At 40.6% G+C, this 25,650-nt stretch carries 26 protein-coding genes and 1 riboswitch; of the genes, 15 read left to right on the top strand and 11 right to left on the bottom strand.

Annotation, left to right across the window (positions count from 1 at the left end):
* Nucleotides 1–188: 188 nt before the first annotated feature.
* The 3 genes from H2672_RS14055 to H2672_RS14045 all read left to right on the top strand — a co-directional run bounded on the left by H2672_RS14055 (nucleotide 189) and on the right by H2672_RS14045 (nucleotide 3,024).
* Complete coding sequence (locus H2672_RS14055) at nucleotides 189–950, top strand: LamB/YcsF family protein (RefSeq protein ID WP_186672395.1); 762 nt, start codon at nucleotides 189–191, stop codon at nucleotides 948–950.
* A gap of 78 nt (nucleotides 951–1,028) precedes the next feature.
* Nucleotides 1,029–2,201 (top strand): NRAMP family divalent metal transporter, encoded by a 1,173-nt coding sequence (locus tag H2672_RS14050; protein ID WP_255485832.1) that lies wholly within the window; start codon nucleotides 1,029–1,031, stop codon nucleotides 2,199–2,201.
* A gap of 49 nt (nucleotides 2,202–2,250) precedes the next feature.
* Nucleotides 2,251–3,024, top strand: coding sequence for a putative hydro-lyase (locus H2672_RS14045; RefSeq protein WP_186672495.1), 774 nt, complete (start codon nucleotides 2,251–2,253; stop codon nucleotides 3,022–3,024).
* A 541-nt stretch (nucleotides 3,025–3,565) separates the two neighbouring features.
* Here H2672_RS14045 and H2672_RS14040 read toward each other — a convergent pair.
* Entirely contained in the window at nucleotides 3,566–4,492 is a 927-nt protein-coding gene (locus tag H2672_RS14040) for a S66 peptidase family protein (RefSeq protein WP_186672391.1), read from the bottom strand.
* Nucleotides 4,493–4,698: 206 nt separating this feature from the next.
* Here H2672_RS14040 and H2672_RS14035 point away from each other — a divergent pair, with 206 nt between their 5' ends.
* From H2672_RS14035 to H2672_RS14025, 3 genes are all read left to right on the top strand, one after another.
* On the top strand, nucleotides 4,699–5,541 hold the full coding sequence (locus H2672_RS14035) for a glycerophosphodiester phosphodiesterase (protein ID WP_186672389.1): 843 nt from the start codon (nucleotides 4,699–4,701) through the stop codon (nucleotides 5,539–5,541).
* Between the two features lie 141 nt (nucleotides 5,542–5,682).
* Nucleotides 5,683–6,897 carry a carboxylate--amine ligase gene (locus tag H2672_RS14030; protein WP_186672387.1) on the top strand — a complete coding sequence of 405 codons (1,215 nt, stop codon included), beginning with the start codon at nucleotides 5,683–5,685 and terminating at the stop codon, nucleotides 6,895–6,897.
* A 100-nt stretch (nucleotides 6,898–6,997) separates the two neighbouring features.
* Nucleotides 6,998–7,609, top strand: coding sequence for a sterol desaturase family protein (locus H2672_RS14025; protein WP_186672385.1), 612 nt, complete (start codon nucleotides 6,998–7,000; stop codon nucleotides 7,607–7,609).
* A gap of 106 nt (nucleotides 7,610–7,715) precedes the next feature.
* Here H2672_RS14025 and H2672_RS14020 read toward each other — a convergent pair whose 3' ends face one another.
* Nucleotides 7,716–8,774: an SDR family oxidoreductase gene (locus H2672_RS14020; protein WP_186672377.1), complete on the bottom strand. Its 1,059-nt coding sequence runs from the start codon at nucleotides 8,772–8,774 to the stop codon at nucleotides 7,716–7,718.
* Nucleotides 8,775–9,142: 368 nt separating this feature from the next.
* Between H2672_RS14020 and H2672_RS14015 the strand changes: the two genes are divergently transcribed.
* Nucleotides 9,143–10,594, top strand: coding sequence for an amidase family protein (locus tag H2672_RS14015; protein ID WP_186672375.1), 1,452 nt, complete (start codon nucleotides 9,143–9,145; stop codon nucleotides 10,592–10,594).
* Between the two features lie 77 nt (nucleotides 10,595–10,671).
* Nucleotides 10,672–11,814 (top strand): DEAD/DEAH box helicase, encoded by a 1,143-nt coding sequence (locus tag H2672_RS14010; RefSeq protein ID WP_186672492.1) that lies wholly within the window; start codon nucleotides 10,672–10,674, stop codon nucleotides 11,812–11,814.
* A 61-nt stretch (nucleotides 11,815–11,875) separates the two neighbouring features.
* On the opposite strand, the gene map is transcribed toward H2672_RS14010, so the two are convergent.
* The 3 genes from map to H2672_RS14000 all read right to left on the bottom strand — a co-directional run bounded on the left by map (nucleotide 11,876) and on the right by H2672_RS14000 (nucleotide 13,249).
* Complete coding sequence (map, locus tag H2672_RS14005; RefSeq protein WP_186672373.1) at nucleotides 11,876–12,622, bottom strand: type I methionyl aminopeptidase; 747 nt, start codon at nucleotides 12,620–12,622, stop codon at nucleotides 11,876–11,878.
* A 105-nt stretch (nucleotides 12,623–12,727) separates the two neighbouring features.
* Nucleotides 12,728–12,844, bottom strand: a complete 117-nt coding sequence (locus H2672_RS19695; protein ID WP_255485827.1) for a hypothetical protein — start codon at nucleotides 12,842–12,844, stop codon at nucleotides 12,728–12,730.
* A gap of 63 nt (nucleotides 12,845–12,907) precedes the next feature.
* Entirely contained in the window at nucleotides 12,908–13,249 is a 342-nt protein-coding gene (locus H2672_RS14000; RefSeq protein WP_186672371.1) for a magnetosome magnetite crystal formation protein family, read from the bottom strand.
* Between the two features lie 105 nt (nucleotides 13,250–13,354).
* Nucleotides 13,355–13,456: riboswitch (TPP riboswitch) on the top strand.
* Between the two features lie 80 nt (nucleotides 13,457–13,536).
* Here H2672_RS14000 and thiT point away from each other — a divergent pair.
* The gene (gene thiT, locus H2672_RS13995) at nucleotides 13,537–14,094 is read left to right on the top strand and encodes an energy-coupled thiamine transporter ThiT (RefSeq protein ID WP_186672369.1); all 558 of its coding nucleotides are present in this window, start codon (nucleotides 13,537–13,539) and stop codon (nucleotides 14,092–14,094) included.
* Between the two features lie 231 nt (nucleotides 14,095–14,325).
* Here thiT and H2672_RS13990 read toward each other — a convergent pair whose 3' ends face one another.
* On the bottom strand, nucleotides 14,326–15,057 hold the full coding sequence (locus H2672_RS13990; protein WP_186672367.1) for a tryptophan-rich sensory protein: 732 nt from the start codon (nucleotides 15,055–15,057) through the stop codon (nucleotides 14,326–14,328).
* 160 nt (nucleotides 15,058–15,217) lie between these two features.
* Here H2672_RS13990 and H2672_RS13985 point away from each other — a divergent pair, with 160 nt between their 5' ends.
* Both H2672_RS13985 and H2672_RS13980 read left to right on the top strand, forming a co-directional pair.
* Nucleotides 15,218–17,020 carry a M3 family oligoendopeptidase gene (locus H2672_RS13985; protein ID WP_370569656.1) on the top strand — a complete coding sequence of 601 codons (1,803 nt, stop codon included), beginning with the start codon at nucleotides 15,218–15,220 and terminating at the stop codon, nucleotides 17,018–17,020.
* A gap of 7 nt (nucleotides 17,021–17,027) precedes the next feature.
* Complete coding sequence (locus H2672_RS13980; RefSeq protein WP_186672365.1) at nucleotides 17,028–17,573, top strand: GNAT family N-acetyltransferase; 546 nt, start codon at nucleotides 17,028–17,030, stop codon at nucleotides 17,571–17,573.
* Nucleotides 17,574–17,673: 100 nt separating this feature from the next.
* Here the strand turns inward: H2672_RS13980 and H2672_RS13975 are convergent, their stop codons facing one another.
* The 3 genes from H2672_RS13975 to H2672_RS13965 form a co-directional block, all read right to left on the bottom strand.
* Nucleotides 17,674–18,249, bottom strand: a complete 576-nt coding sequence (locus tag H2672_RS13975; RefSeq protein ID WP_186672364.1) for a beta-class carbonic anhydrase — start codon at nucleotides 18,247–18,249, stop codon at nucleotides 17,674–17,676.
* An 80-nt stretch (nucleotides 18,250–18,329) separates the two neighbouring features.
* Nucleotides 18,330–18,470, bottom strand: a complete 141-nt coding sequence (locus tag H2672_RS13970; protein ID WP_186672363.1) for a hypothetical protein — start codon at nucleotides 18,468–18,470, stop codon at nucleotides 18,330–18,332.
* Between the two features lie 109 nt (nucleotides 18,471–18,579).
* Entirely contained in the window at nucleotides 18,580–19,812 is a 1,233-nt protein-coding gene (locus H2672_RS13965; RefSeq protein WP_186672361.1) for an aminopeptidase, read from the bottom strand.
* Nucleotides 19,813–19,997: 185 nt separating this feature from the next.
* Between H2672_RS13965 and motA the strand changes: the two genes are divergently transcribed.
* Nucleotides 19,998–20,813: a flagellar motor stator protein MotA gene (gene motA / locus H2672_RS13960; protein WP_186672359.1), complete on the top strand. Its 816-nt coding sequence runs from the start codon at nucleotides 19,998–20,000 to the stop codon at nucleotides 20,811–20,813.
* Nucleotides 20,797–21,555, top strand: coding sequence for a flagellar motor protein MotB (gene motB / locus H2672_RS13955; protein WP_186672357.1), 759 nt, complete (start codon nucleotides 20,797–20,799; stop codon nucleotides 21,553–21,555). The genes motA and motB overlap by 17 nt, the downstream gene beginning before the upstream one ends.
* Nucleotides 21,556–22,361: 806 nt before the next feature.
* Here motB and H2672_RS13950 read toward each other — a convergent pair.
* Together H2672_RS13950 and H2672_RS13945 are read right to left on the bottom strand one after the other, a co-directional pair.
* Nucleotides 22,362–22,583: a DUF1128 domain-containing protein gene (locus H2672_RS13950; protein WP_186672356.1), complete on the bottom strand. Its 222-nt coding sequence runs from the start codon at nucleotides 22,581–22,583 to the stop codon at nucleotides 22,362–22,364.
* Between the two features lie 75 nt (nucleotides 22,584–22,658).
* Entirely contained in the window at nucleotides 22,659–24,023 is a 1,365-nt protein-coding gene (locus tag H2672_RS13945; RefSeq protein ID WP_186672354.1) for an alanine/glycine:cation symporter family protein, read from the bottom strand.
* A gap of 229 nt (nucleotides 24,024–24,252) precedes the next feature.
* Here H2672_RS13945 and H2672_RS13940 point away from each other — a divergent pair, with 229 nt between their 5' ends.
* Both H2672_RS13940 and H2672_RS13935 read left to right on the top strand, forming a co-directional pair.
* Nucleotides 24,253–24,606 carry a YtxH domain-containing protein gene (locus H2672_RS13940; RefSeq protein ID WP_186672353.1) on the top strand — a complete coding sequence of 118 codons (354 nt, stop codon included), beginning with the start codon at nucleotides 24,253–24,255 and terminating at the stop codon, nucleotides 24,604–24,606.
* Nucleotides 24,607–24,658: 52 nt separating this feature from the next.
* Nucleotides 24,659–25,650, top strand: a 992-nt coding sequence (locus tag H2672_RS13935) for a YihY/virulence factor BrkB family protein (RefSeq protein WP_370569655.1), incomplete at its 3' end; no start/stop codon positions are given.

Genomic DNA, 25,650 nt, shown 5'->3' with positions numbered 1-25,650 from the left:
AACAAGCCCAGAAAACTAAAAAGACGTATTATTTTTTATTATTGCAACATTTGAAGATAACATCTATTCAGTTAAATTAATTTGTGATAGAATTAATTTAGTTTCAAAACTTAAGTTCCTTAATTCGGAACCAAGTCAATGTGTAAGCGCTTACGCGTGCTGATTTTTACCACTTGGAGGGGAAGACAATGTTTAGAGTCGATTTGAATTGTGATCTAGGGGAAAGTTTTGGACGATATAAGCTTGGTGAACAGCAAGAAATATTGAAATATGTAACATCAGCAAATATCGCGTGCGGTTTTCATGCGGGTGATCCAAGCGTGATGAGGGAAACGGTTAAGCTTGCAATTGAAAATGGAGTAAAAATTGGTGCACATCCTGGCTTACCTGATTTGAATGGATTTGGACGACGCGAAATGAAGATTACTCCACAGGAAGGGTACGATATGGTTGTTTATCAAATCGGTGCTCTGCAAGGATTTTTAGCGACATTCAACGAGACCATGCAACACGTAAAACCGCATGGCGCTTTATACAATATGTCCGCTAAAGACACGAAGCTCGCGGAAGCAATTGCCCAAGCTGTGTATGATGTTTCACCTTCGTTAGTATTATTTGGACTTGCTGGTAGTGAATTGACGAAAGCAGGAGAGAAGATTGGCTTGCGTACAGCACATGAAGTGTTTGCTGACCGAACCTATCAATCGGATGGGACGTTAACTTCGCGTTCACAATCTGACGCTTTACTAACAAATCAAGAACAGGCAGTTGCCCAAATAGTTAAAATGGTGACGGAAGGAAAAGTCATTTCTCAGCAAAATACGGAAGTTTCTTTAAAGGCAGATACGATTTGCATCCATGGAGATGGAGAACACGCCCTTGATTTTGCAAAATATAGTAAAGAATCGTTAGAAAAAAACAACATCATAGTTTCAGCAGTTTGTAAGTAGGGGGCAATTTAAATGAGCGAGAAAAAAATAGAGAACTTAGAAATAGCGGGAACAGCAAAAACTAAAAAGAAAGTTAGTATGAGTATTTTATTAGGTGCAGCATTCCTAATGGCAACATCATCAATTGGTCCTGGATTTTTAACACAAACGACCGTATTTACGCAGCAACTGGCGGCAAGCTTTGGTTTTGTTATATTAATTTCGTTAATATTAGATATATTTACTCAAATGAACGTTTGGAGAATAATTGCTGTATCAGGGTTACGTGGGCAAGAAATTGCAAACAAAGTATTACCAGGACTCGGTGTAGTTTTAGCCATCCTCATTGTAATGGGAGGCCTTGCATTTAATATCGGTAACGTTGCCGGAGCAGGTCTTGGATTAAATGCGATGCTTGGGCTTGATCCGATAATGGGTGCTGTTATAAGTGCCACATTCGCGATCTTTATATTCCTTGTAAAAGAAGCAGGAAAAGCAATGGATAAAGTTGCCCAAGTTGCTGGTATTGTGATGATTCTTCTCATGTTGTATGTAGCCTTCACTACATCACCGCCTGTTGGTGAAGCGATTATTCGTACATTTAATCCGGAACAAATCAGTATATTTGCCATCGTGACATTGGTTGGAGGAACAGTTGGGGGATACATAACTTTTGCTGGTGGGCATCGTCTGTTAGATGCAGGGGTAAAAGGGATAGAATCATTACCCGAAGTTACGAAAAGCTCTGTAATCGGTATTGTAGTTACGGGTGTTATGCGTGTGGCATTATTCTTAGCGGTACTTGGGGTAGTTTCCAAAGGACTTGCAATTGACCCATCAAATCCTCCAGCATCCGTATTCCAACTTGCTGCAGGGAATATAGGGTATAGAATGTTTGGTGTTATTATGTGGGCGGCGGCCATTACCTCAGTAGTCGGTGCGGCTTATACTTCAGTTTCTTTCATTCGATCATTCCACCCGGCAATAGAAAAGTATCATAACTGGGTTATTATTCTATTCATTTTAGTCTCAACAATTACATTTACATTGATCGGACGTCCTGTTAATGTGCTCTTACTTGTTGGAGCTCTAAATGCACTTATTTTACCACTTGCTTTAGGAACGCTATTAGTAGCTGCTTACAAGAAAGATATAGTCGGAAATTATAAACATCCACTGTGGTTAACAATAGGAGGCGGATTTGTCGTAATCAGCATGGGTGTTTTAGGGATTGTGACACTTATTGAACAAATTCCATTGCTTTTTAAGTAAGTAGAGTTTATATGTGAAGGAGTGATATGGGGTGAGAAATTATGAAACGATGGCATCAAATGAAATAAGGGAACTCATCCGTAAACAAGAAATAACAGGTCCAACAGCCGGTATGTCTAAAGGTTTCACACAAGCAAATTTAGTTATTTTAAAGAAAGAACATGCCTTTGATTTTTTGCTATTTTGCCAACGAAATCCGAAGTCATGTCCTTTATTAGATGTGACTGAACCTGGCTCTTTCATTCCAAGCAAAATTGCAAAAGAAGCCGATATTCGTAAGGATGTCCCAAGCTATCGTATTTACAGGGATGGTGTGAATACGGAAGAAGTTCTGGATGTAACAGAGTATTGGGAAGATGATATGGTTGGCTTTCTTTTAGGTTGCAGCTTTACATTTGAAACGCCGCTACTCGAAAGTGGAATTCCGATTCGTCATATCGAAGAAAAATGTAATGTTCCAATGTACAAGACGAATATTCAATGTGAAAAAGCAGGTGTATTTGAAGGTCCAACCGTTGTCAGTATGCGTCCGATGTCGCATGAAGATGCCATTCGCGCGATTCAAATAACAACTCGCTTTCCTGCTGTACATGGGTCGCCCATCCATATCGGGGATCCAAGTCAAATTGGTATTGCTGATATTTCAAAGCCGGATTTCGGCGATCCGGTAACAATCAAAGAAGGTGAAATTCCGGTTTTTTGGGCTTGTGGTGTGACACCTCAAGCGGTAGCTATGCAAAGTAAACCTTCGATAATGATTACGCACGCTCCGGGCTGTATGTTCATTAGTGATATAAGGGACGAAAAGTATAGTATTTTATAACAAACACAAACTCCAAACGAAGAACCTTGGAGCTTTTAGGAGAATAGATAACTATCAACAAAATGATAACGACCCCCTCCTATACAGAGATTATAGGAGGGGGTCGTTGAATTCTAATCCAATTTCAGATGGAGTGGCAGGCATCTATTTTTAACATAGTAAGTCATTAAGCTTTTGTGACACAAGATGTTCAACGAATACATCAATAATTTGAAGGGAATGTTACTTTCTATATGGCATTACGCTGTTACTTGTATGGTCTTTGTTAAAGTTGCAAGGAAGGCTTTATTAAAAGCGATAGAGTGTCCGGAATTTCATCTTCGGACACTTGCAACATCTATAAAAAGGTAGTTGTTCTTTCATTATCCAAAGTCATTTCCAGCCACCTTTAACCCGCGGTAAAGGTGTTGTGATCATTTCGTCTAAAGCGAGCAGGAAATGAAAAAGTGCAAATAGTTATTCTCCAGCAATTATTATAAGTTTCCCATGTAATAAAATGGTTAATAAACAAACATATTATGTTCAAGAATTCAGACATATGTTATTGCTGGCGGACAGCCGGCTCCATCACAGTCAATGTACGGTTAAAAGTGTTCATATTCAAGGTAGCACCGATAGGTATCGCTGCTTTATATAGGCCATGTCCAGTTGCCAGATTGGACATAAGTGGTTTACCTAAAGGAACTAGAAATTCGTTAATAAGTTCTTGATAGGACTTTCCGTATGCATCCTGACAATTCGTACATTCCCCCATTATTATCCCTACACAATCATCGAACTTCTTGGCTAAGAATAGATGATTCAAATACCTGTAAACTTTGTTAATTGGTTCATGCGTTTCTTCAAGTACGATAATTTTACCTTCCGTATTGATTTCATAAGAAGTTCCTAATGTGCCTATGAAAGAAGTAAGATTGCCTCCGATTACGGGGCCAGTTACATTTCCTGGAACTAGGCTTTCGAGTAACATACCAGGCGGATTTATGATTCCCCAAGGTGCGGTTAATGTTGTGGTTGCTGAGAAGAACTGATTAAAATTATATGCTGGAGTATTTGAATTGAAGTCTAGCAGGAGAAGGCTATGAAATGAAATTAAGTTCGCATATTCGTACAGTACATTCAGGAGTACTGTGATGTCACTGTAGCCTGAGACGATTTTGGGATTTTGAGAAATGATAGAAAAGTCGAGGAAGGGGAGAATACTTGCTACACCAACGCCGCCCCTCGAAGGCAATATCCATTTCACTTCTTTATTCTGAAACATCTTCATCAAATCTGACGCCATTTGTTGGGGTGTGGCTGCAATGAATCCATTCGCTGAATAGACATGCTCGCCTACAAGTACTTTAAATCCCATATTTCGCAAAGTCGATATCCCTTCATCTATTCTACTTGCTGCCAATGGACTACCTAACGTAACAATCCCAACAGTATCTCCCGGCTGCAATCGAGGTGGTTTTGTAGCCATATTTCACAGCTCCTTTTCCTTTTTAAATAAAATAGGATTATACAAATGGGTGTATTTATATAAAAAGACGTTTATTTCTATTGGAACTTTTTGTATCTTTAAGCCTAGTAGGAATTAACAGTTACAGGACCTTGCACATATGCTATAATAAATAAAAAGAATGATTAGAATAGTTTGTATTCATCATTTGGTGTGAGGTTTTAATTATGGGGGAGATACGGAAAAAGAAGCTATTATTCGTCTTTGTAAGTATATGTATGTTACTTCTAGTTGGTTACGAGGCACGACCTTTTAATCATATTGAAATGAACGGAATGATTAGCGTTGCGCACCGTGGGGCTTCCAATTTTGCTCCAGAAAATACGCAGTCCGCTTTTCGAAAAGCGCTAGAACTTGGGGCAGACTTTTTAGAATGTGATGTGCATTTGTCGAAAGATGGGGAGCTAATTATTATCCATGATGACAAAGTGGACAGGACAACAAACGGTTCTGGCTATGTGAAAAATTTCTCGCTTGCCGAATTAAAAGAGCTAGATGCAGGAGGGAAATTTCATACTGCATTTGCCGGTGAAAAAATCATTACGTTAAATGAGTTGCTCGATGAATTTTACGGGGAAGTTGGTTTATTAATAGAGATTAAGAAACCATCCAAGTATCCGGGCATCGAAGAGAAGGTAGTAGATTTGTTAAGTGAATATAAGGATTTGAACGGCATTATAGTTCAATCTTTCGATATCGAATCGATGAGGAAAATGAACACGTTGCTTCCTGAATTAGAAGTGGCACTACTCATGAGACCATCCATTCAATCTCTGTCATCCCAAAAGATAAGTGATCTGACATCCTTTGCGACGTACATTAACTTTAACGTATCATATGTCAATAAACGTGTGGTCAATCAAATACATAATCAAGGTGGAAAAGTATTAGTTTGGTCTACGAAAAATCAGGGATGGGTGGACAAAGCTTATCAATACGATGTTGACGGCATCATTACTGATTATTCAATATGGCCGGTCGAGGCACCCATTCAACTGGTACTGGAGTAATCCATAGTGTGAATAGCAGTCCAGTACTAGCCTTTCGGGGAAGTACTGGACTTTGTTATGGTCCAACCCATAATGCGCTTTCTTGACAATGAAAAACAGGAGCCATACACTTATGAGTAGAAAAGATAGTTGGAGGACAAAATGACAAATAATAAATTCATACCAATCATTATCGGAACAGACATGAATGCTTACAACATGGCGATTTCATTCCATGAAGAGTATGGGATCAACCCAATTCTAGTAGGAAAAGAACCTTTATCATTCACCAGTTTAAGCTCAATTATAAAGACGATAGAACTCAATCCGAAACTGCCTGAAAAACAAGTATTCGTGAGCTTCTTGCAAGAGGTTGCGGAGAAGTATGCGGAACCAGGGAAAAAAATGTTACTCATTGGAACGAATGATCTTTACGTCCGAATGATTATTGAAAATGCGGACGAGCTGAAAAGTCATTTTGTATTTAATTATATCTCGGAACCACTTATGAACGATGTGCTTGTTAAATCGAATTTCTATAAGTTATGCGCCGAACATGGTATCGAAGCACCAGCAACATATTACTATTCTTGCCGGGATGAAAAGCCATTTACAGAAAAGGTCATGTTCCCAATCATTATCAAACCAAGCAACGGTGTCGAGTACTATAAGAATCCGTTTGCGGGCATGGAAAAAGTGTATAAGGTCGATTCATATGATGAAATCCACAACGTTATCAAAACGATTAAAGCGGGCGGCTATAGAGAGGATCTCATTATCCAGGACTATATCCCAGGGGACGATACATACATGTGGGATTCTGTATTCTATATGAACAGTCATGGAAAGGCTGAGCTGATCACTTTCGCACAAGTCGTGTTGCAAGAGCATACCGTTACTGCAATAGGGAATTATACAGCCCTTATCACCCGCTATAATGAAGAGATGATGATGAAACTAAAAGGCTTCCTTGAGGCATTGAATTACGTCGGTTACGCGAACTTTGATTTGAAGTATGACGAGCGGGACGGTAAGTTCAAAGTGTTCGAGGTGAATATACGACAAGGACGATCAAGCTACTATATTACGGCTTGCGGACATAATATGGCGAAGTATCTAGTCGATGACGTCATTCATGGCCAACAAAAAGAGCTAACGCTACTGAATGAGAAATTCCTGTTTACTGTCGTACCTAAAATCGTGCTGAAGAAATTTGTGTCAAACCAAGAAGTACTCAAAGATGTGAAAGCATTGCTTAGAGCAGGGAAATACGGCAATCCTTTGTTTTATAAAAAAGACCGCCATTTCAAGCGTAAGCTGTATTTATTCGCTAGACAAATTAATTATTATCGAAAATATAAAAATAGTACTTGGTAATAAAACAATCCCCTATACGAAATGTATAAGGGATTGTTTTATGGTGTCAAATTGTCTGAATTATTTATATATAATTATAAGAAAAGGGGGATGATTGTAAATGAGAAAATACTTAAAGGAATTTGGAACCTTCCCTGACGTCACTGTTATGTTGCTTATTTTGTTAATTTGTGTTTCTTTAACCATGCCACATGTACTCGATATTTGGACGTGGGTTGCTTTAGGCGTGGGAATTATGACGTATGCAACAAGTGAATATATTATTCATCGGTTTTTATTTCATATTAAAACCCCGGAAAATCCGTTCATGCTGAAGATGATCAAGCGATTACATTATGATCATCATGTAGATCCGGATGATTTGAAATTATTATTTTTGCCGTTATGGTTCAGCATTCCAGGTTTTATCATTTATGGACTTATTGTATTCCTTGTAACGGGGAGTGCGAGCTTAGCGGTGGCATTCGCGACGGGTTTGGTGGCTTACTTCCTCTATTATGAATGGAAACATTATGTCGCCCATAAGCCAATACAACCGCGTACTAATATGGGGAAAAATATTAAGAAGCACCATCTTCTGCATCACTTTAAAAACGAAAATTACTGGTTTGGCGTCACCCATACTTCATTCGATAAAACGTTAGGAACCTTTAAAGAAAACAAGGATGTTGAAAAGAGTACGACTGCTCGTAATTTAGAAAATAGGATCTAAGTGACATAGTATATAGGTTGAAGTATTGAAATTGAGTAACTGGTTGCACAATAAAAAATGGACTAAACCTGTTACGGTTTTAGTCCATTTTTGTTTTCATGAAATCTCACTCTGAAACGGCGAAATAAGCTTCAATGATTAATCGCGTTGTTTGTTCATCCATATCCAAATGCCTGATATTAGTACCTTCGATAAGCCGCTGTGTGTTGCTGTCATCGAAATCGAATGAACGAGATAAGTAGGCATTGAATACGCTAATCATGCCGTTCAGCCTCTCTTCGTCAGCTGTCAGCATTCCTGGTTCTGCGTTCTCGATGATTTCTAATTGCTGAAAATCGAGTGCGTTTTTGATGAGTGATAGAAGATTGTAATTTGTCGCAGGCGAGGGATTTGTGATGTTGTAAATCTTGCCGGCTTCCGCTTTACTTGCAGCCAATGCTAAAATATCAGCGACGTAATTGACTGGAACAAAGTTCGATGTTGCATTTTTACTACCGACGACACGGTAAATAACGTCAGCCTTGTCAACAGATCTAGCAATACGACGCTTGAACACATCAAGTGCCCGCATAAAACCGTAAAGGGTGAACTCGGAATCGGCTTCGCCTGTTTCTGAATCACCAACAATAATTGAAGGACGGAATATGGATACATCCATACAATCCGAATAGGAAAGGGCAAGGTGTTCGGATTTTACTTTGCTCTCCTCATAAGGATTATGAACGTTCGCATCGATTGGGTAAAGTGATTCCACACCATGCGCACGTTTCCCCACTGTGTAAGCAGTGCTGATATAAATGAATTGTTTCACTCTGAATAACTTAGCTAATTCCAGTGCGTTTTCTGTGCCACCGTAATTGACCGCAAAGAGCTCTTCACGTAATTCCTCATCGAATTTTACAAGAGCAGCGATGTGATAAAAAAGGTCGACTTTGCCTTTCAAATCTTGAATGACATCGTCAGAAAGTCCGAATAGTGGTTGTGTAATATCGCCATTAAAAAGCTTGATTCTGTTAGCGGCATTCCCAGAAAGATCCGCCACAAGTCGTTCAGCCTTTTCCATATCCCGAACAAGTACGAATAATGTATGATCAGTTGTTTCGAGTAAGTTATTTAGTAATTTACCACCAAGAAAACCAGTAGAACCTGTTAAGAAAATCGTCAACCTAAATCCCTCCATGAATAGGACAGAAATTATCTCCATCCAATTGCTATTCTAATTATCGCATATATGGTTGCTGATGTGAAAAATTAACGGTTATTATGTTTGAAATGGGACGATTGAAGGAATACAAATAATGGTTTAAACGCCACTACATAATACCGTGTCGGCTTAAACAACTCCATCTAGCCGGCGTATTTGCATGTCACTGTTTTATGTATATCCCGCATTAACGGGCAGTGAGGTCCCCGCTTCAAGTCTTCGAGGATACAAGAAGAACCAGTGGGGGATAAAGCTCCCCTGATCGAAGGTTAACTTTACCCAATTGAGGTAAACTAGTACCATAAGATTCAGATTGGTGGGGGAATCCGATGCTAGATGACAAATTGAAAAAACTTCAAAGCGAGTGGCTAGATGAAGCAACAATTTCTGCAATGCAGGAGAAAATGAGTAGCGGAGAGTTAACGGCTGAAGAGCTTACGTTTATGTATATTGACACAATCTCACATAGGAATAAAAATATAAATGCAGTGCTTGAGTTGAACCCACAAGCTGTGCAGATTGCCAGAGCACTTGACGTGGAACGACGCGAAAAAGGGATACGTTCACTTCTTCATGGTATTCCTATTCTATTGAAAGATAATATGGGGACTCGTGACATGATGCATACGAGCTGCGGGTCACTTGCGCTTAAGGATTTCTATGCGGTTGAAGATTCTTTTCTCGTTAAGAAATTACGTGATGCGGGAGCCATAATTCTCGGCAAGACGAATATGACAGAGTGGGCAAATTTTATGTCAGATCGGATGACCAATGGCTGGAGTTCACGTGGAGGCCAAGTGAATAATCCATATGGTTTATTTGAAGTTGGAGGATCGAGTTCGGGAGCTGGTGCAGGTATTGCCGCAAATATGGCAGCTGTGGCAATCGGTACGGAGACGACGGGGTCTATCCTTAATCCGTCAGCGCAGAATTCGCTTGTCGGTATTAAGCCGACTGTGGGAACAATCAGTCGTACAGGAGTGATTCCTCTTTCGAGCACACAGGACACTCCGGGACCTATGGCAAGGACTGTACACGATGCAGCAATTACATTCAGTCTACTGATTGGCAAGGATCCAGAAGACCCTGTAACAGCAGGGGCATCCTGTTTAGAAGGAATTGACTGGACGTCTGTTCTTGATACAAGAGCGCTCGAAGGTGTCCGTCTCGGCGTTGCACGAACTATTTTTGAACGAGAAGCATCTACGGAACGTTTGAACCTTTTTGATGCCGCGCTGAAAGAACTTGAAGCGGCGGGTGCCGTAATTATAGATGATTTAGACTTAAGAACAATGGAAAATGACCTTGGCTATAACGTGCTTCTCTACGAATTCAAAGCGTGCTTGAATGCGTATTTGGGGAAGACACCGGTAACAAATCCGATTCGAACATTATACGATATTATCGATTTCAACAATAAACATGCAGAAGAAACATTAAAATTCGGTCAAGTAATGCTGGAAAAAGTGGAGCGAACAAGCGGAACATTGACGGAACGTGCTTATATTGAGGCGCTTCTTCGTAATCGTCATTTGGCTGGAGATATTGCACTTGGCAAAGCATTTGATGAGCATACTATTCAAGCACTAGTATTTCCACAAGATCATGGATGCAGTTTCGGAGCGGCAGCCGGTTATCCATCTGTTACCGTTCCAGCAGCCTATTCCAAGGCAGGTGAACCGTTTGGTATTACATTTTCAGGGAAAGCATTTACTGAACCTAAATTAATTGGTTATGCATACGCGTTCGAACAGCGTGTCAACGCACGGAGAAAACCTTAATCAGTTTTGTCAGAAATAGAGTGTAGCAGAGCCTATTATGATAAACTGAAAGGAATAGAGTGAAAGTGGGGATAATGATGTCCTTCTTAGAAAATATGGACGAAATGTTTAAAGAAAAATGGAAGTTTGAGTACGAGATGCCAATCCAGGAGAAAATGATCCCTGAAATGCTGGCGGGTAAAGATATCGTTGCAGAGTCGCCGACGGGATCAGGTAAGACTCTTGCATTTGTCTTACCACTTATGCAGTTGGTTGATGGCGATAAAAAACAGACGCAGGCGCTGATTATTACGCCGTCACAGGAGCTGTCGATGCAAATCGTCAACGTTATCAGAGAATGGGTAACAGGAACGGGTATCACGGTTACACAATTAATTGGCGGTGCCAATATGCAACGTCAAATTGAGCAATTGAAGAAAAAACCAACGATTGTTGTAGGGACACCTGGTCGCTTAGCTGAACTTATCAAGGTTAGAAAGTTGAAAATGCACGATATTCGTCACATCGTTCTTGATGAAGGCGATCAACTTTTAGCGCGCGATCATCGCGTCACTGTAAAAAATATGATTGAAGCCGCAAATCCGGAAAGACAAGTTGTTGCCGTATCTGCAACAATTACGGATGAAATTGAAATTGTCGCTAGCAAATTTATGAATGACCCAATTCGTATCCAAGTTGGCGCTGAAGAAATGCCGAAATCGGGTAAGGTTGTCCATTCGTTTGTGAAGACAGATGCAAGGGATAAAACGGATGTACTGCGCGGGATTTCTTATTTGAAGGGAATTCGTGCTCTTGCATTTATTAATAATGTGGATCAGCTTCGCATGAAAGAAATGAAGCTCAAATATAACGAAGCACCGATTGCGGTTCTTCATTCAGAAATGACGAAATTTGAGAGACAGCAAACACTGGATAGTTTCCGTAAAGGCGAGTTGAAAATTTTGATAGCAACAGATCTTGCGGCACGGGGGCTAGACATTGATGGGTTAACGCATGTGATTCACATCGACGTGCCACATACGGTTGAACAATATTTACACCGTTCAGGCAGAACAGGACGGGCAGGCGGAGACGGGGAAGTATTGACATTGTTGTCATACCCAGAAGAGCGGGATTACCGTAAGTTGACTAAGGGAATTAAAACGGTTCAAAAAGTGTGGTATAAAGGACACTTAGCAGAAGGAAATTCAAAAACAATTGCTGCTCCTAAAAAGAAATAAGAAAAGGTCTGTTTGGAAATCCGAGTACTTTGGATTTCTAGAAACAGACCTTTTCTAATTATTATAGTTGTGTCAAAATGATTGGTTCGCCTTTTGTGACGATAATTGTATGCTCGATTTGAGCTACAAGTGATTTGTCAGGTGTGATGAACGTCCAGCCATCTCCTGATTCGATAATATGATCTGCTTTTTCAGATATAAACGGTTCAACTGCAAGAACCATACCTTCTTGAAGAAGTGTCTTATCCCAAGCGTCATAATAATTGAGTACATGCGAAGGTTCTTCGTGCAACGCTTTGCCGATGCCGTGGCCAGTTAAGTTTTTGATCACTTTTAAGCCATGGTCTTTTGCTTCACGTTCAACTGCTTTACCGATTTGATTTAAGCTAGAACCTGCTTTAACTTTCGTCATTGCACGTTCAAATGCACTTTTAGCCACATCACATAATTGTTGTTTCTTTTCATCGGGTGTACCAACAACAAATGAAATGCCAGTGTCAGCAAAATAACCATTGCAAGAACCTGAGACATCGATGTTAACAAGATCCCCATCTTCTATGACACGGGAACCAGGCATGCCGTGTGCAACTTCACTGTTAACGCTGATGCAAGTAAAACCGGGGAAATCATATTCTGCGATAGGACCTGAAATGGCACCTTTTTCTTCGAACAGGCGGCCACCGATTTCATCAATTTCTTTCGTCGTTTTACCAGGGACAGTTGCTTCTTTCATCGCTTCCCTAATTTCAGCAACAATCTTACCGATTTTTTTTAACGCTTCAATTTCCTGTTCAGTTTTTGCAATCATTAAGTTCAAATCCTTTCTTCCGTTCATCTTTTCTATATCATACTATATCATAATGAGCTGAACAAAAAAGCCTGCAAACTTAAAAAACGTTTGCAGGCCGTCGAATTATTTTCTTGGAATTGTGTTGCTGGTTGCTTTTTTTTCTTTCATTACTTTTCGGACAATCGGATAAACGATAGGTGCCAACTTAATGGCGGTTTTTACTAACTTTCCAATATTCATTACTGCTCACCCCTAAACAAAGCATATTTTACTTTCTTCCCGAAGGAACGACTTTGTAAACATTCACTTCAATACTTTAACACCTTGAAACACATTCCAAATTAGAATAGCTATGAGCAGTAGGCCGTAAACTAGCATGAATAAGACAGGTGTTAATTGCCAAAAGCCAAAGTTTCCACTCGGCATTCCATCCATGCTATAGGTAAAGGAAAACATTGAAAAAGAAAAAATGATAAATCCTGCAATTAGAAGTACCACAGGGACAAGGTGTGAAACGAGGGAGCGTTTGGCATGGTGTTTTACTTCACGGTCATCGGAAACAAAATAAACAATGACAGGTACAAGTAAAGGGGTGAAGAAGACACTGAAATAGCATAGGGCAGCTAATAGTTTATTGTTCGACACAGGAATCCCTCCATTTACTTTAACTATATAGGATAGTAGCATCCCTATTAATCATCTTGCTTAAAGGATCCCCATCTTATACAATGAACTAGACAACTAAATTACTGGAACCACAGGGGGAGCCTATTTGGCTGAGATTGGACAAGACGTCCTGACCCTTAGAACCTGTAAGATTATTCTTGCGTAGGAATGTGGATGGAAAATGACATATTCGATGTCCCATCTATTTCGGGGTGTCTTTTTTTATGCCCACATCTTTCGCTGAGCTAGGAAAGGGAGGAATTAATTTGGATCGGAAAAGACTTCAACTTTTACTTGAAATAGCTATTTTAGGTGCAATTTCATTTGTTCTCGATAAAATCGGATTTTCAATGCCGCAAGGTGGCTCCGTTACGCTGTCGATGTTGCCAATTGTTGTCATGGCATTTAGATGGGGGATTGTAGGCGGCATGCTGACAGGCCTTGTCAGCGGTCTACTGCAACTGATGATGGGTGGATATGTTCTAAACGTGATACAAGCAGCGCTCGATTACTTCGTGGCTTACGCGCTCGTAGGGGTGGCAGGCGTTACACTCGCGTGGCTGTTAAGTGGTAGAGCAAAAGGCGACAAAGGATCAATGGTAGTAGCTATCGTAATAGGTACTGTGATTGGTGGACTCTTACGCTTTCTGATTCACTTTATTGGTGGAATTGTATTCTTTGCATCATACGCGCCTGTTGGGCAACCAGTATGGCTTTATTCACTCGTTTACAATGCTAGTTACATGATTCCTGCAATAATCTTATCAGCAATTGTTGCGTCAATATTATTCACTACAGCACCGCGTCTATTAGAGCGGAAATAGAAAATCGCCGTTCTGCCCAATGTGGGAGGACGGCGATTTTTTTAGTGTCTAGACTCCAGTGCCTAGCCCCTAGGCCCACACGATGTGGGTCATGCAGCTATTGCGACAGGATGTCGCGATCCTAAGCTGCCTTCCTCTGTCGCTTCTGTCCTGTAAGTAAAGGCAAAAGGAGCGCCTTTATTTACAGGCCTTTCAGCGCTTGTCGGGGCTGAACAGGCCCTTGCGCTTTTGTTAGTTAAATGTGAGTGCTTTTCTTCTGAAGAACATGAATCCTACTATTGTAGCAGCAAGAAATAGGGCTGCGGCGGAAACGAATAGTTCATCTGCACCGTTTTTCACAGTGATACCTATAAATGCCCATATAAAGACTGTGCTAAATGCAACATCCGCATAATGGTATAAAAAATGAAGTGCGATAGCTGTAGCGATCGTTAAATAGATAACGGTCCATAGCGGGTTACTTAGTCCCCAACCAGACCACTCGTGTAACGTAAGGACATAACTGATATTCGCAATGGTCGCGACAAAAGACCATCCTAGATAGAAAGCAATCGGAACTCTACCCTGAAAATGATTATCCTTTATAGAATAAGTAAAATAAATGGTTAACAGTGTTAGAAGAAGCGCTAGGTTGGTAACAATTGACCATCCGAAAAAGCCGAAATGCCAGAGAAAAACCCAAGTGATATTTAATAGACTGCTGAGCACAAACAAAACGACCCGCCGATTGAATAAAGCATGGTCAACATTTACTTTGTTGCGCATGAAGCCGTATAGCCAGATAGCGAGAAGCAGGTAAATAACTGCCCAAATTGAAAAGGTATACCCGGCAGGTGTAAATAACACCGGTAAACTAGTTGAGATTTCCCCGGTCGTTTTTCCATTGATAGGCATTATATTTGCAGCTGCATTGACTAAAACGACTGCAATGAGCGAAAAGGTCATAATTATAATTCTAAACATATTAAAATCCTCCTACTGAATAGTATACATAGGAAACGTGGAACCTGCGAAAGAAAGTATGAACCTTCCGTCACAATTGCATAATTTCGTACACCGAAGATTCATGTTATAATCAAGGAGTGTTTTTAGAAAATTTAGAATGGACCAAGGGGGAATAATAGTGAAGCAAAAAACGTATTCTGAAGTATGGGATCTTGATGTGTTCTTTAAAGGTGGAAGTGGATCAATGGAACTACGGACACATTTGGATAGCGTAAAAGAAAAGCTTGGATCATTAGAAGAAACGGCTTCTGCATTTGAAGTTCCTCGTTCGGCTGGTGCGTCAAAAGAGGTTGTGGACCTTATTGAATCATTAAAAGAGGTTGCACTAAACCTTTCGCAGGCGGGTGCCGTTATCGGGTGTTTCCTTGCGGCAGATACAACTGATAAAAAAGCATTGCAACTGCAGGGCGAAACAGGCTCTCTTGGGGCACGCTTCTCTACAATCGGGCTTAAAATCCGACAAACACTTGCAAAAGCAGATGAAGATACATGGAATGGGTTAATGGAATCGGATGAACTAAAGGTATTTGCATTCGTACTGAATGAATGGCGTGAAGAGGTCAACTTAAAACTATCTGAAGAAGAAGAGAGCTTGATCACGTCACTTAGCGTTGATGGCTATCATGGCTGGGGGCAGCTATACGATTTGCTCGTAGGTGAGATTAAAATTAAAATCGAATTGGATGGGGAAGAAAAAGAGCTTTCCGTTGGGCAGGCAAATAACCTAAGTTCTCATGAGAATGCAGATGTGCGAAAACGCTCATTTGAAGCATTGGAAGAAGCATGGGCAGGAAAAGAAGACTTCTTCGCATCCGCATTAAATCATATTGCCGGCTTTAGGCTTGAAGTATACAAAAAACGGGGCTGGGATTCAGTATTGAAAGAGCCGCTTCTCCGAAATAGAATGAGTGAAGATACACTCGATGCAATGTGGGGAGCAATTGGTGTAAATAAAGCACCGTTTGTAGAATACTTGAACGTCAAAGCGAGAATGCTAGGTACTGACAAGATGAATTGGTATGACATGGATGCACCGGTTACAGCATCAACAAAAAAGATGACGTATCAAGAAGGTGCAGAATTCATCCTAAAACATTTCAGAGAATTTGGTCCGGAATTGGAAGGGTTTTCTCGTCAGGCGTTTGAAGATAGCTGGATTGAGGCGGAAGATCGCCCGAACAAACGTCCAGGTGGTTTTTGTACGGGTATGCCAGCATCCGAGCAATCCCGTATATTTATGACTTACAGCGGAACGATGTCGAACGTTGCAACACTTGCTCATGAACTCGGTCACGCATTCCATTCATATGCACTGCGTCCAGTCCATTGGATGAATCGCCAATATGCGATGGGAGTGGCTGAAACGGCATCGACATTTGCAGAGATGATTGTCGCGGATGCTGCCGTTAAAGCTGCGGAAACGAAGGATGAAAAGATTGCACTACTGGAAGACAAAATTCAACGCAGTGTTGCATTCTTTATGAATATTCATGCGAGATTCCTTTTTGAGACGAGATTTTATGATGAACGCAAAAATGGCATCGTATCAGCTGAAAGATTGAACGAGTTAATGGCGGAAGCGCAGCAAGAGGCTTACGGGGACGCTCTTAATACGGTCCATCCACACTTTTGGGCGTCGAAACTTCATTTCTACATTACGGGTGTGCAATTCTATAACTTCCCGTACACGTTCGGCTATTTGTTCTCCCTAAGTATCTATGCAAAAGCATTGGAAAATGGCGAAGGATTTGAGCAGAAATATATGGCGCTTTTACGAGACACTGCGGTTATGAGTGTCGAAGACCTTGCGATGAAGCATCTAGGTGAGGATATTACGAAACAAGAGTTTTGGGCAAAAGGTGTAGCGCTATGCGTTAAAGATGTTGAGGAGTTCTTGGAACTTACTTCGGTAAAAGGGTGAATATGAATTGATTTTGCTTGAAGGTCGAACTTGTTACTTACGAATATTGACAGAGGAAGACGCTTTTATCTTCACGGAATTGATTAGTGCTAATAAAGAATACTGGTCTATTTTCGAACCACGGCACGAAAGTAGTTATTTTACTGTAGCAGTCCAAAGAGAGAAAATCAGGGAGTCGATTTATCAGATGAGGGACCGAAGGGAGTACAACTTCGGTATCTTCGAAATGGCTACAAATAGGCTAATCGGACATATCTCGCTATACAGTATTAAAAGACTTCCGTTTTCCAGCGGTTTCGTCGGCTATTCAATCGATGAGCGTGAAACGGGTAGGGGAATCGGCACGGAAGCGGTCCGTCTTGTGACTAAGTTTTCTTTCGACAAAGTTGCTTTACACCGGGTTGAGGCATATGTTTCACCTCGTAATAGTGGTTCGTTAAAAGTGTTGGAGAAGTCCGGGTACTTCCAAGAGGGACTGATGCGCAAACTTCTTTACATTAACGGTGTCTGGGAAGACCATTACATCTACGCTATAGTGGAGAACGATTTTTGAAAGGGTAAGACCGCTTTGCGGAGATTAGTAGCTAATATAAAAAGCCGATTCCTGTAAAATGGAATCGGCTTTTGTTTATTTCCCGGGAAATGAATCGAAATCACACCCGGGAGTTATATTTATATCCATCTACTATAATATCGAGCTTTCCAGTATCAGGATGGACGACGAGCCCGTGGACGGATACTTTTGTATCCATAAGTGGATGATTCCGAACTGCATCAACACTCATCTTAACGCTTTCAGTTACTTCGCCAAATCCGTGCAGCCAATCTTCCATGTCGACCCCAGAGTATTTTAGCGTCTTAAAAATAGTTTCATCAATCCCACGGTCAGACATCTTTTTAATAATACGACCAGTATTGACTGCACTCATGCCACAATCGTGATGTCCAACAATATAAACTTCATCTGCATGTAGCTCATAAACAGCTACAATTAGGCTTCTCATTATACCGCCAAATGGATGTGTGACGACTGCGCCGGCGCTTTTAATGATTTTAGCATCGCCGTTTTTTAAGTTCATCGCTTTAGGCAACAATTCAGTCAGTCTTGTATCCATACATGTCAATATTACAATTCGCTTATCCGGAAACTTTGTTGTTGCGTATTGTTCATATTGTTTTTCAGTTACAAATGTATCGTTATAATCAAGTATTTCTGAAAGAATTGTCATTGTATACTCCCATTCTGTAGGTTTTTTAATTATCATACTTGAAAATATGTAAAAAGAAAAGAGCTGCCTTTAGGCAACTCTTAGAAATTCGTGTCTGGTTTTGGATCAATTCTTGAAGAATCGGCAGAAATCATAGCCGAAGAAAGATAGTGCATTGTGAACATAGCTGTTAAACCGAGGCAAACCATAAAACCGATAACTGTAGCGAACATCAAGCCCATATATATGACCCCTCTCAAAGTTGTTAGTTTAGGTACTATCATTAGTATACAGTAAAAACCCAAATTATTTAAGGGTTTCATGAAATGTTTTACCTAATTGTGACGATTATTAGAAAGCCCAATTACCCCCGCGGAATACTGGTTCTGAAGAGCCGTCATCATGGATTCCATCAATATCCATTACTTCTGATCCGACCATGAAGTCGACGTGAGTGATACTCTGGTTTAAACCACGTTTAACAAGCTCTTCACGTGCCATCGTTTTGCCACCCTCGATACAAAATGAATAGGCACTGCCAAGCGCGAAATGATTCGATGCATTTTCATCGAACAATGTATTGTAGAAAAGAAGCCCCGATTGTGAAATCGGTGAAGCATGTGGAACAAGTGCGACTTCACCAAGATGTTTTGCGCCTTCATCTGTATCAATTAGACGTTGCAAGACTTCTTCACCTTGTTCGGCTGAAACCTCGGTTACGCGTCCATCTTTAAATGTTAATTTGAAATTATCGATGATATTGCCGCCATAGCTTAATGGTTTTGTGCTAGAGATATAGCCGTTGACGCCCGTTTTTAGGGGAACAGTGAATACTTCTTCTGTAGGCATATTGGCCATAAAAGTATGACCCTTTTCATTGACGCTGCCAGCTCCGCACCACAAGTGACCTTCAGGCAATTCAACAATTAGGTCAGTGCCGGGCGCAGTATAATGAAGTTTGTGGTATCTTTTGTCATTTAGGTAATCGACTTTGGCATGCAAATGGTTATCATGATTGATCCATTCTTGTACAGGGTCTTGTTTGTCTGTGCGAACTGCTTTGAAAATAGCAGTCCAAAGCGCCGAAAGCTGTTCTTCTTCTGAAAGTTCAGGGAATACTTTTGCAGCCCAAGCTTTCGAAGGAGTGGCGATTACAGTCCAACTGATTTTATCAGATTGTACATACTGCCGATATTTGTCAAGTGCCTGTCCAGCGGCTTTTTGTGTGTCGGCAATTCGTGACGGCTCAATTCCTTTTAATAGGTCAGGACTTTGGGACACGATGCTCATGAATGCAGCACCTTTTTCCGCAAGTTGTTCACGTTCCATTACTTTCCATTCGGGGAATTCTGCAAAAGAATCAGAGGGTGCCTTTTCATAACGTAGTCGGGAAATCGTATCGTCGGACCAATCAACAAATACTTGACGTGCACCCGCATCATAAGCTTTTTCAGTTACAAGACGAACAAATTCAGTTGTTTCTGTTGAAGCACTGATATAAAGGTATTGATTAGGTTGAATATTGACTCCCACTTTTACTGCGAGTTCAGCATAGCGGGATAATTTTTTTTCAAAAGTAGACATAAATAATTACTCCTTCCTCTATCTTCTATAATAGTACCAATTTGTAGGCTCGGTCTGCAACGTCAAACTGAATGATGAATTTTGATCGTATGAAAGATTGCATATATTTATTAATTCTGTTCACCTAAAGAATAGGCCAAAGATGCCGAAATAAGAAGAAGAATGGAATACTTGGAGGGTCAACTATGGATTTATCAACAGTAATTGGTCTAGTGTTAGGATTTGTCGCGCTTCTTGTCGGGATGTCGATGAAAGGTGTCCCGGTAGATAGCTTATTTAATATGGCAGCTATACTAATAATACTTGTAGGAACGCTTGCAGCTGTTATCATTGCATTTCCAATGAATGAGTTAAAACGTGTACCAAAGTTATTTGGCGTGCTTTTTAAAGAACAGAAACTTGCGTCCGATTCTGACATTATCCGTATGTTTTCAAGTTGGGCTGACATAGCGCGACGTGAAGGATTATTATCGCTCGAGGCAAAAACTGACGAAATCACTGATCCATTTTTGAAAAATGGATTGGGTCTTGCTATTGATGGACAAAATGCAGATTATATCCGTGATGTGTTAAGTGAAGAAGTGGAAGCTATGGAAGATCGGCATTCCGCTGGAGCACAAATATTCTCACAGGCGGGGACGTATGCGCCGACACTGGGTGTTCTTGGAGCGGTAGTTGGTCTGATTGCTGCACTTGGGAATTTGAATGATATCGATGCCCTGGGTCATGCGATTTCAGCAGCCTTTATTGCGACATTGCTAGGTATTTTTACTGGATATGTGCTTTGGCATCCATTTGCGAATAAATTGAAACGTAAATCTCACGAAGAGGTAAGGCAGAAGAAAATGATGATTGAAGGAGTCCTCTCAGTTCTTGAAGGGGAAGCACCGCGCGTTATTGAGCAGAAGCTTTCTTCTTATCTGTCTGCGGAGGAGCGCCGAAAGCTTGCTGTTACAAACGATAGCGATAAGGGGGCGGGGGAGTTTGTCGAAGAGACGTAAGAGAAAAAAGGCTGATAACCATATAGATGAGTCCTGGCTTTTGCCATACTCTGATCTTATGACTCTTCTTCTCGCGTTATTCATCGTGCTATTTGCCTCAAGCTCGGTAGATGAGGTCAAACTTAAACAGATGTCAGCGGTGTTCAGTGAAATATTTGATAGTGGACAAGGTGTGATGGATAATGCTGCGCCTACACCTGTGCCAATACCGAAGGATTCAGTTGGTTCAAAGGACGAAAATACATCCTATATAGAAGATCAGAAGTCCCTTTTTGAAATCCAGGATAGAGTAGATGAGTATATAGCGGTAAATGAACTGGAGAATCAGTTCGAAACGAAAATGACGGATGAAGGATTGATGGTGACAATTAGGGATAGTATCCTCTTTAGTCCAGGTATGGCAGATATTAAGCCTGCGTATATAGGGATTGCAGATGAAATTGCGGAACTTCTTGTTTTTGATCCCCCACGTCAAATCGTGATCACTGGTCATACAGATAATGTTCCAATCGGAAATGCCCAATTCCAATCAAATTGGGAACTCAGTGTTATGAGAGCTGTGACCTTCCTGAAAAGTATTGTTAGGAATGAAGAAATCAATCCACTTTTATTTAGTGCAAAAGGGTATGGAGAATTCCAACCAATCGAGTCAAATGAAACACCTGAGGGACGAAGTAAAAATCGTCGGGTTGAAGTGCTTATCCAGCCACTTGTTCTAAAGGATGGAACTGCATTTGAATGAATTGTTCCAAGATCCCGTCTGTTTATTAACTAAAAGTATCCAGCAAGTAACTTGATCATACATTGGGTGCTAGGTGTATAGGTGCATTTTGATCGCTTTGGATTAGAATGGCTTCTATACAATTACCTGGATGTCTGGATGTGTAGGGATGCGACTTTGTCGCATCCCTACACATTATTTTCGGTAATCGTATGGTGGTCCTTCATCCGTCGCTCTCCAAAAACAAAGATACACGTAATGCTGAAGATTTTTGGGACGAGAGAATAGCGGGTTTCTTACCTGGAGAAGAGCCGCCAAAGATGCAATTTTGGCGGCTGATTGCTTTCTTTAGGGTTTTTTCTTTCTTAATTAAAGAAGTGTCACTATCTATAAGGCATCACATAATTTGAAGCATAAACTTTACTAAAAGTAAGCAATGAACACATTATACAATGTGCAAGAGTGCCCGAAATTTCATCTTCCGGCACTTGCGACCTCTATAGATAATCATCTACTCTTTACTTCCAAAACAACTGCATTTTTCACTTGAATAGTGTAGGTACGCGACAGGCAACTATTCGCAATAGTATTACTGAAAAGAGAGCGGCTAGAAGTGACGGAGTCACTTCTAGCCGCTCTAGGATCCCTCAGTAAATCTGTCACGAATAGGTAGCCGTAAGCGGACCGGAAATAGTCCAGTGAAAATGAAGGTCATCAAGCCCTTCAAGCCAGTATTTTATACGAATAAATGGTTAATCAAAAGACGTGTTCCAAGATAAAAAAAGATTCACCGGTAAATTCATACCGTCGAATCTTTTTTTGATTGATTAACTTCTGAGCGTACCAAGTTCAGCTGCAATTGCCTGCATTTCATTTGGTGTAATAGTAGTACGTTTCATGACCATTTTGTACATATAGTGCAAATCATCATATTTAGATGTGCTGAAATTCTCCGGATTCATAGCGGCTGAATTAACCATACGAAGTTTTTCTGTAATTTTGTCAATCATATAAGAAACATTTTCTGGCGTCGGGTTAGATAAATCCATAGTATTGACCACCTTTCAATAAGCTTTGGACCTATCATTTCATTATTCTCCCGGACTGTCAAATCGCATTGGAGATTAGCCTCGTTTTGCGGCTTCTTTTTCTTCTTTGATTTTGGCTTGAACACGTTTTGTTTCGAAAATGATTACGCCAGATAATCCAAGAAGACCGATTAAGTTTGGTATTGCCATTAGTCCATTCATTACGTCAGCGAATAACCAGACTACGTCAAGCGTAGCAGTTGCCCCAACGAAAATTACGCCAATAAATACAAGGCGGTAATAAATGAGGATTTTCGGATTTGGGAACAGGTATTGGAAGCACTTCTCTCCATAATATGCCCAACCAAAGATTGTTGATGTAGCAAAGAATAATAGTCCAATTGAAACGACGATTGGACCGGCGCTACCTAGAAATTGTCCAAAAGCGGCAGATGTTAAAGCACCACCTGTAAGACCGTCAGGATTATCTTTCCAAATGCCAGACATAATGATTGTAACGCCCGTAATGGAACAAATAATTAATGTATCAAAGAGTACTTGTGTCATTGAAACAAGTGCTTGACGTCCAGGCATATCTGTTCTTGCAGCTGCTGCAGCAATTGGAGCGGATCCAAGACCAGCTTCGTTCGAGAATACTCCACGAGCAACTCCGAAACGGATAACTGTACCAATTGCACCACCTGCAACCGCTTCACCACTAAATGCATACTTGAAAATCGTAGCAAAAGCTTCGGGAATCAGCCCGACGTTTAAGACCAGTACAATTACTCCGGCAAGAACATAAAACACTGCCATGATTGGTACGAAGAATGATGTAACTTTACCAATCGTTTTAATACCACCAAGGATAACCATTCCTGCTAATACAACAAGAACGAGACCGGAGATCCAATGTGGCACACTAAAAGTTTGATTCATAACGTCTGCCACTGCTTTTGCTTGCGTTCCATTTCCGATTCCAAATGCTGCTATGGCACCGAAAATAGCAAACAATACGCCGAGCCATTTCATTTTCAGTCCATGTTCAAGGTAATACATCGGTCCGCCGGCCATTTGACCGTTAGCATCTTTAACGCGGTATTTAACAGCTAGAATTGCTTCGCCGTATTTTGTAGCCATTCCGAAGAATGCTGATACCCACATCCAGAACAATGCTCCAGGACCGCCGAGGAAAATAGCGGTAGCAACACCCACAATATTTCCTACACCTACGGTTGCAGCCATTGCTGTCATAAGAGCCTGGAAGTGGGAAATATCACCTTCAGATTTTTTATCCTGATTTTTCGTAAATACTAACTTTAACGCATATGGTAATAAACGTAACTGAATAAGTCCTAGTCTAAATGTTAAATAAATACCTGTACCAACAAGTAAAATTAGTAAAGGTGGACCCCAGATAATACCCCCAAGTTTATCCAAAAAAGCTGTTAATCCATCCATTCAATTACCCCCAATTGTACTATTTTACTTTAAGAACGTTCCACCCCAATTTGCTAATTTGACACCTCACATCCTCTCAGTCACCTAATCTCGTCATCCTTATTGTTAATATTCCGAAATTTTGCAGCATTCGTCAAGCTTTATTTTTAGAACTCAGTCATATTGTTTGTTAATCTTCTTCCTGGGGTATAATTGTATATGCGAAAGAGTTTGAATTGGAGGGCTTATTATGGGAAATAGCAAATTTGGTACATTTATTATTGCGGGTGCACTTACAGGTGCGGTTGTAAGTATGTTCGATCCGAGTACTCGAAAACATATCGTCAAGAAATCAACTAATTGTATAATGGAAATGAGGTATTATGCGAAAAATCCCGATGTGCTCAAATGGAAACTGGGGGAGAAGAAAGACAAGTATAAGTCTTTCATTGAGCAACTATCAGGTGATGCATCATACATTAAAGCCCAGGTTGAGGAGTTAAAAACACTCACGCCGCAAGTGAAAAGTTTAGTCATGGATACGAAGGATGCATTTGTTGAGTCGAAAGTTGAATATAAATCAATTGTTAATGAAACGCCTTAGGAAAATGGCGTTGATTTAAAAAGTGAACAATATTGAAGGGGGGGACGAAAATTTGAAGAATGATGACCGTTCAACACCTACGCCAATCAAAGAAGAGAAACCTACGAAGTATAAGAAGAGACTGGACAGCTTTCTGGCAGACTCTGCAGCCAGAAAGTTTTTAGATGATGTAAGAGAAGGCGGACTTGAGGAATTTGACGTCACAACCACAAATGGATTTTTGAAAGAACTTCTTGTCCGGATAAAAAAAGTAGACGTAACGGGCCTTGGCTCGCAGCTTGCCTTCTTTTTTCTCTTGTCTCTTTTTCCACTATTAATCTTTATAATGACATTGCTACCTTATTTAAACTTTAACCAAGCCGAAGTTTTCTTATTGATCAGAGACTATGCGCCAGCGAGTGTCGCTATGCTAATTGAGGACACATTAAACGAGATCTTGAAAAATCGCAATGGTGGCTTACTATCAATTGGGGCACTTGCAACGGTGTGGTCAGCATCAAAAGGTATGAACGCACTGACGAAAGCTTTGAACCGGTCTTATTTCACGGAAGAATCACGCTCGTTCATTATGGCCCGCGTTATGTCGGTGGTCTTTACTATCATGCTAATCGCTGTATTACTAGTGGCACTTATATTGCCGGTATTCGGACAACAGATTGGGGTTCTTGCATTCTCTTACATGGGACTTGAGAAGGGTTTCCTTTACTTTTGGGCTGGTTTACGCTGGCTAGTACCGCCTGTGCTTATTTTCTTTGTATTTTCACTTATTTATTGGCTGGTGCCTAATTTGAAGATTCAATTTAAAAGTATATTACCTGGAGCGCTATTTGCGACTGTTGGCTGGATTCTGACATCTTTTGCATTCTCATTTTATGTTGGTAGTTATGCTAACTATTCGAGTACATACGGAAGTATTGGAGCAATTATTGTGTTAATGATTTGGTTATATTTCTCGGCGATTATTCTAATGCTTGGTGGCCAGCTTAATGCTGTAATGTTAGAAAGAACTCAATTGATAAAAGCAAAAGTAAAAAGCAATGCAGT

The organism is Sporosarcina sp. BP05 (assembly GCF_014282005.1).
Lineage (GTDB): Bacteria > Bacillota > Bacilli > Bacillales_A > Planococcaceae > Sporosarcina.
The sequence above is the reverse complement of the archived record's forward strand: the minus strand, read 5'-3'. Positions and strand labels throughout refer to the sequence as shown.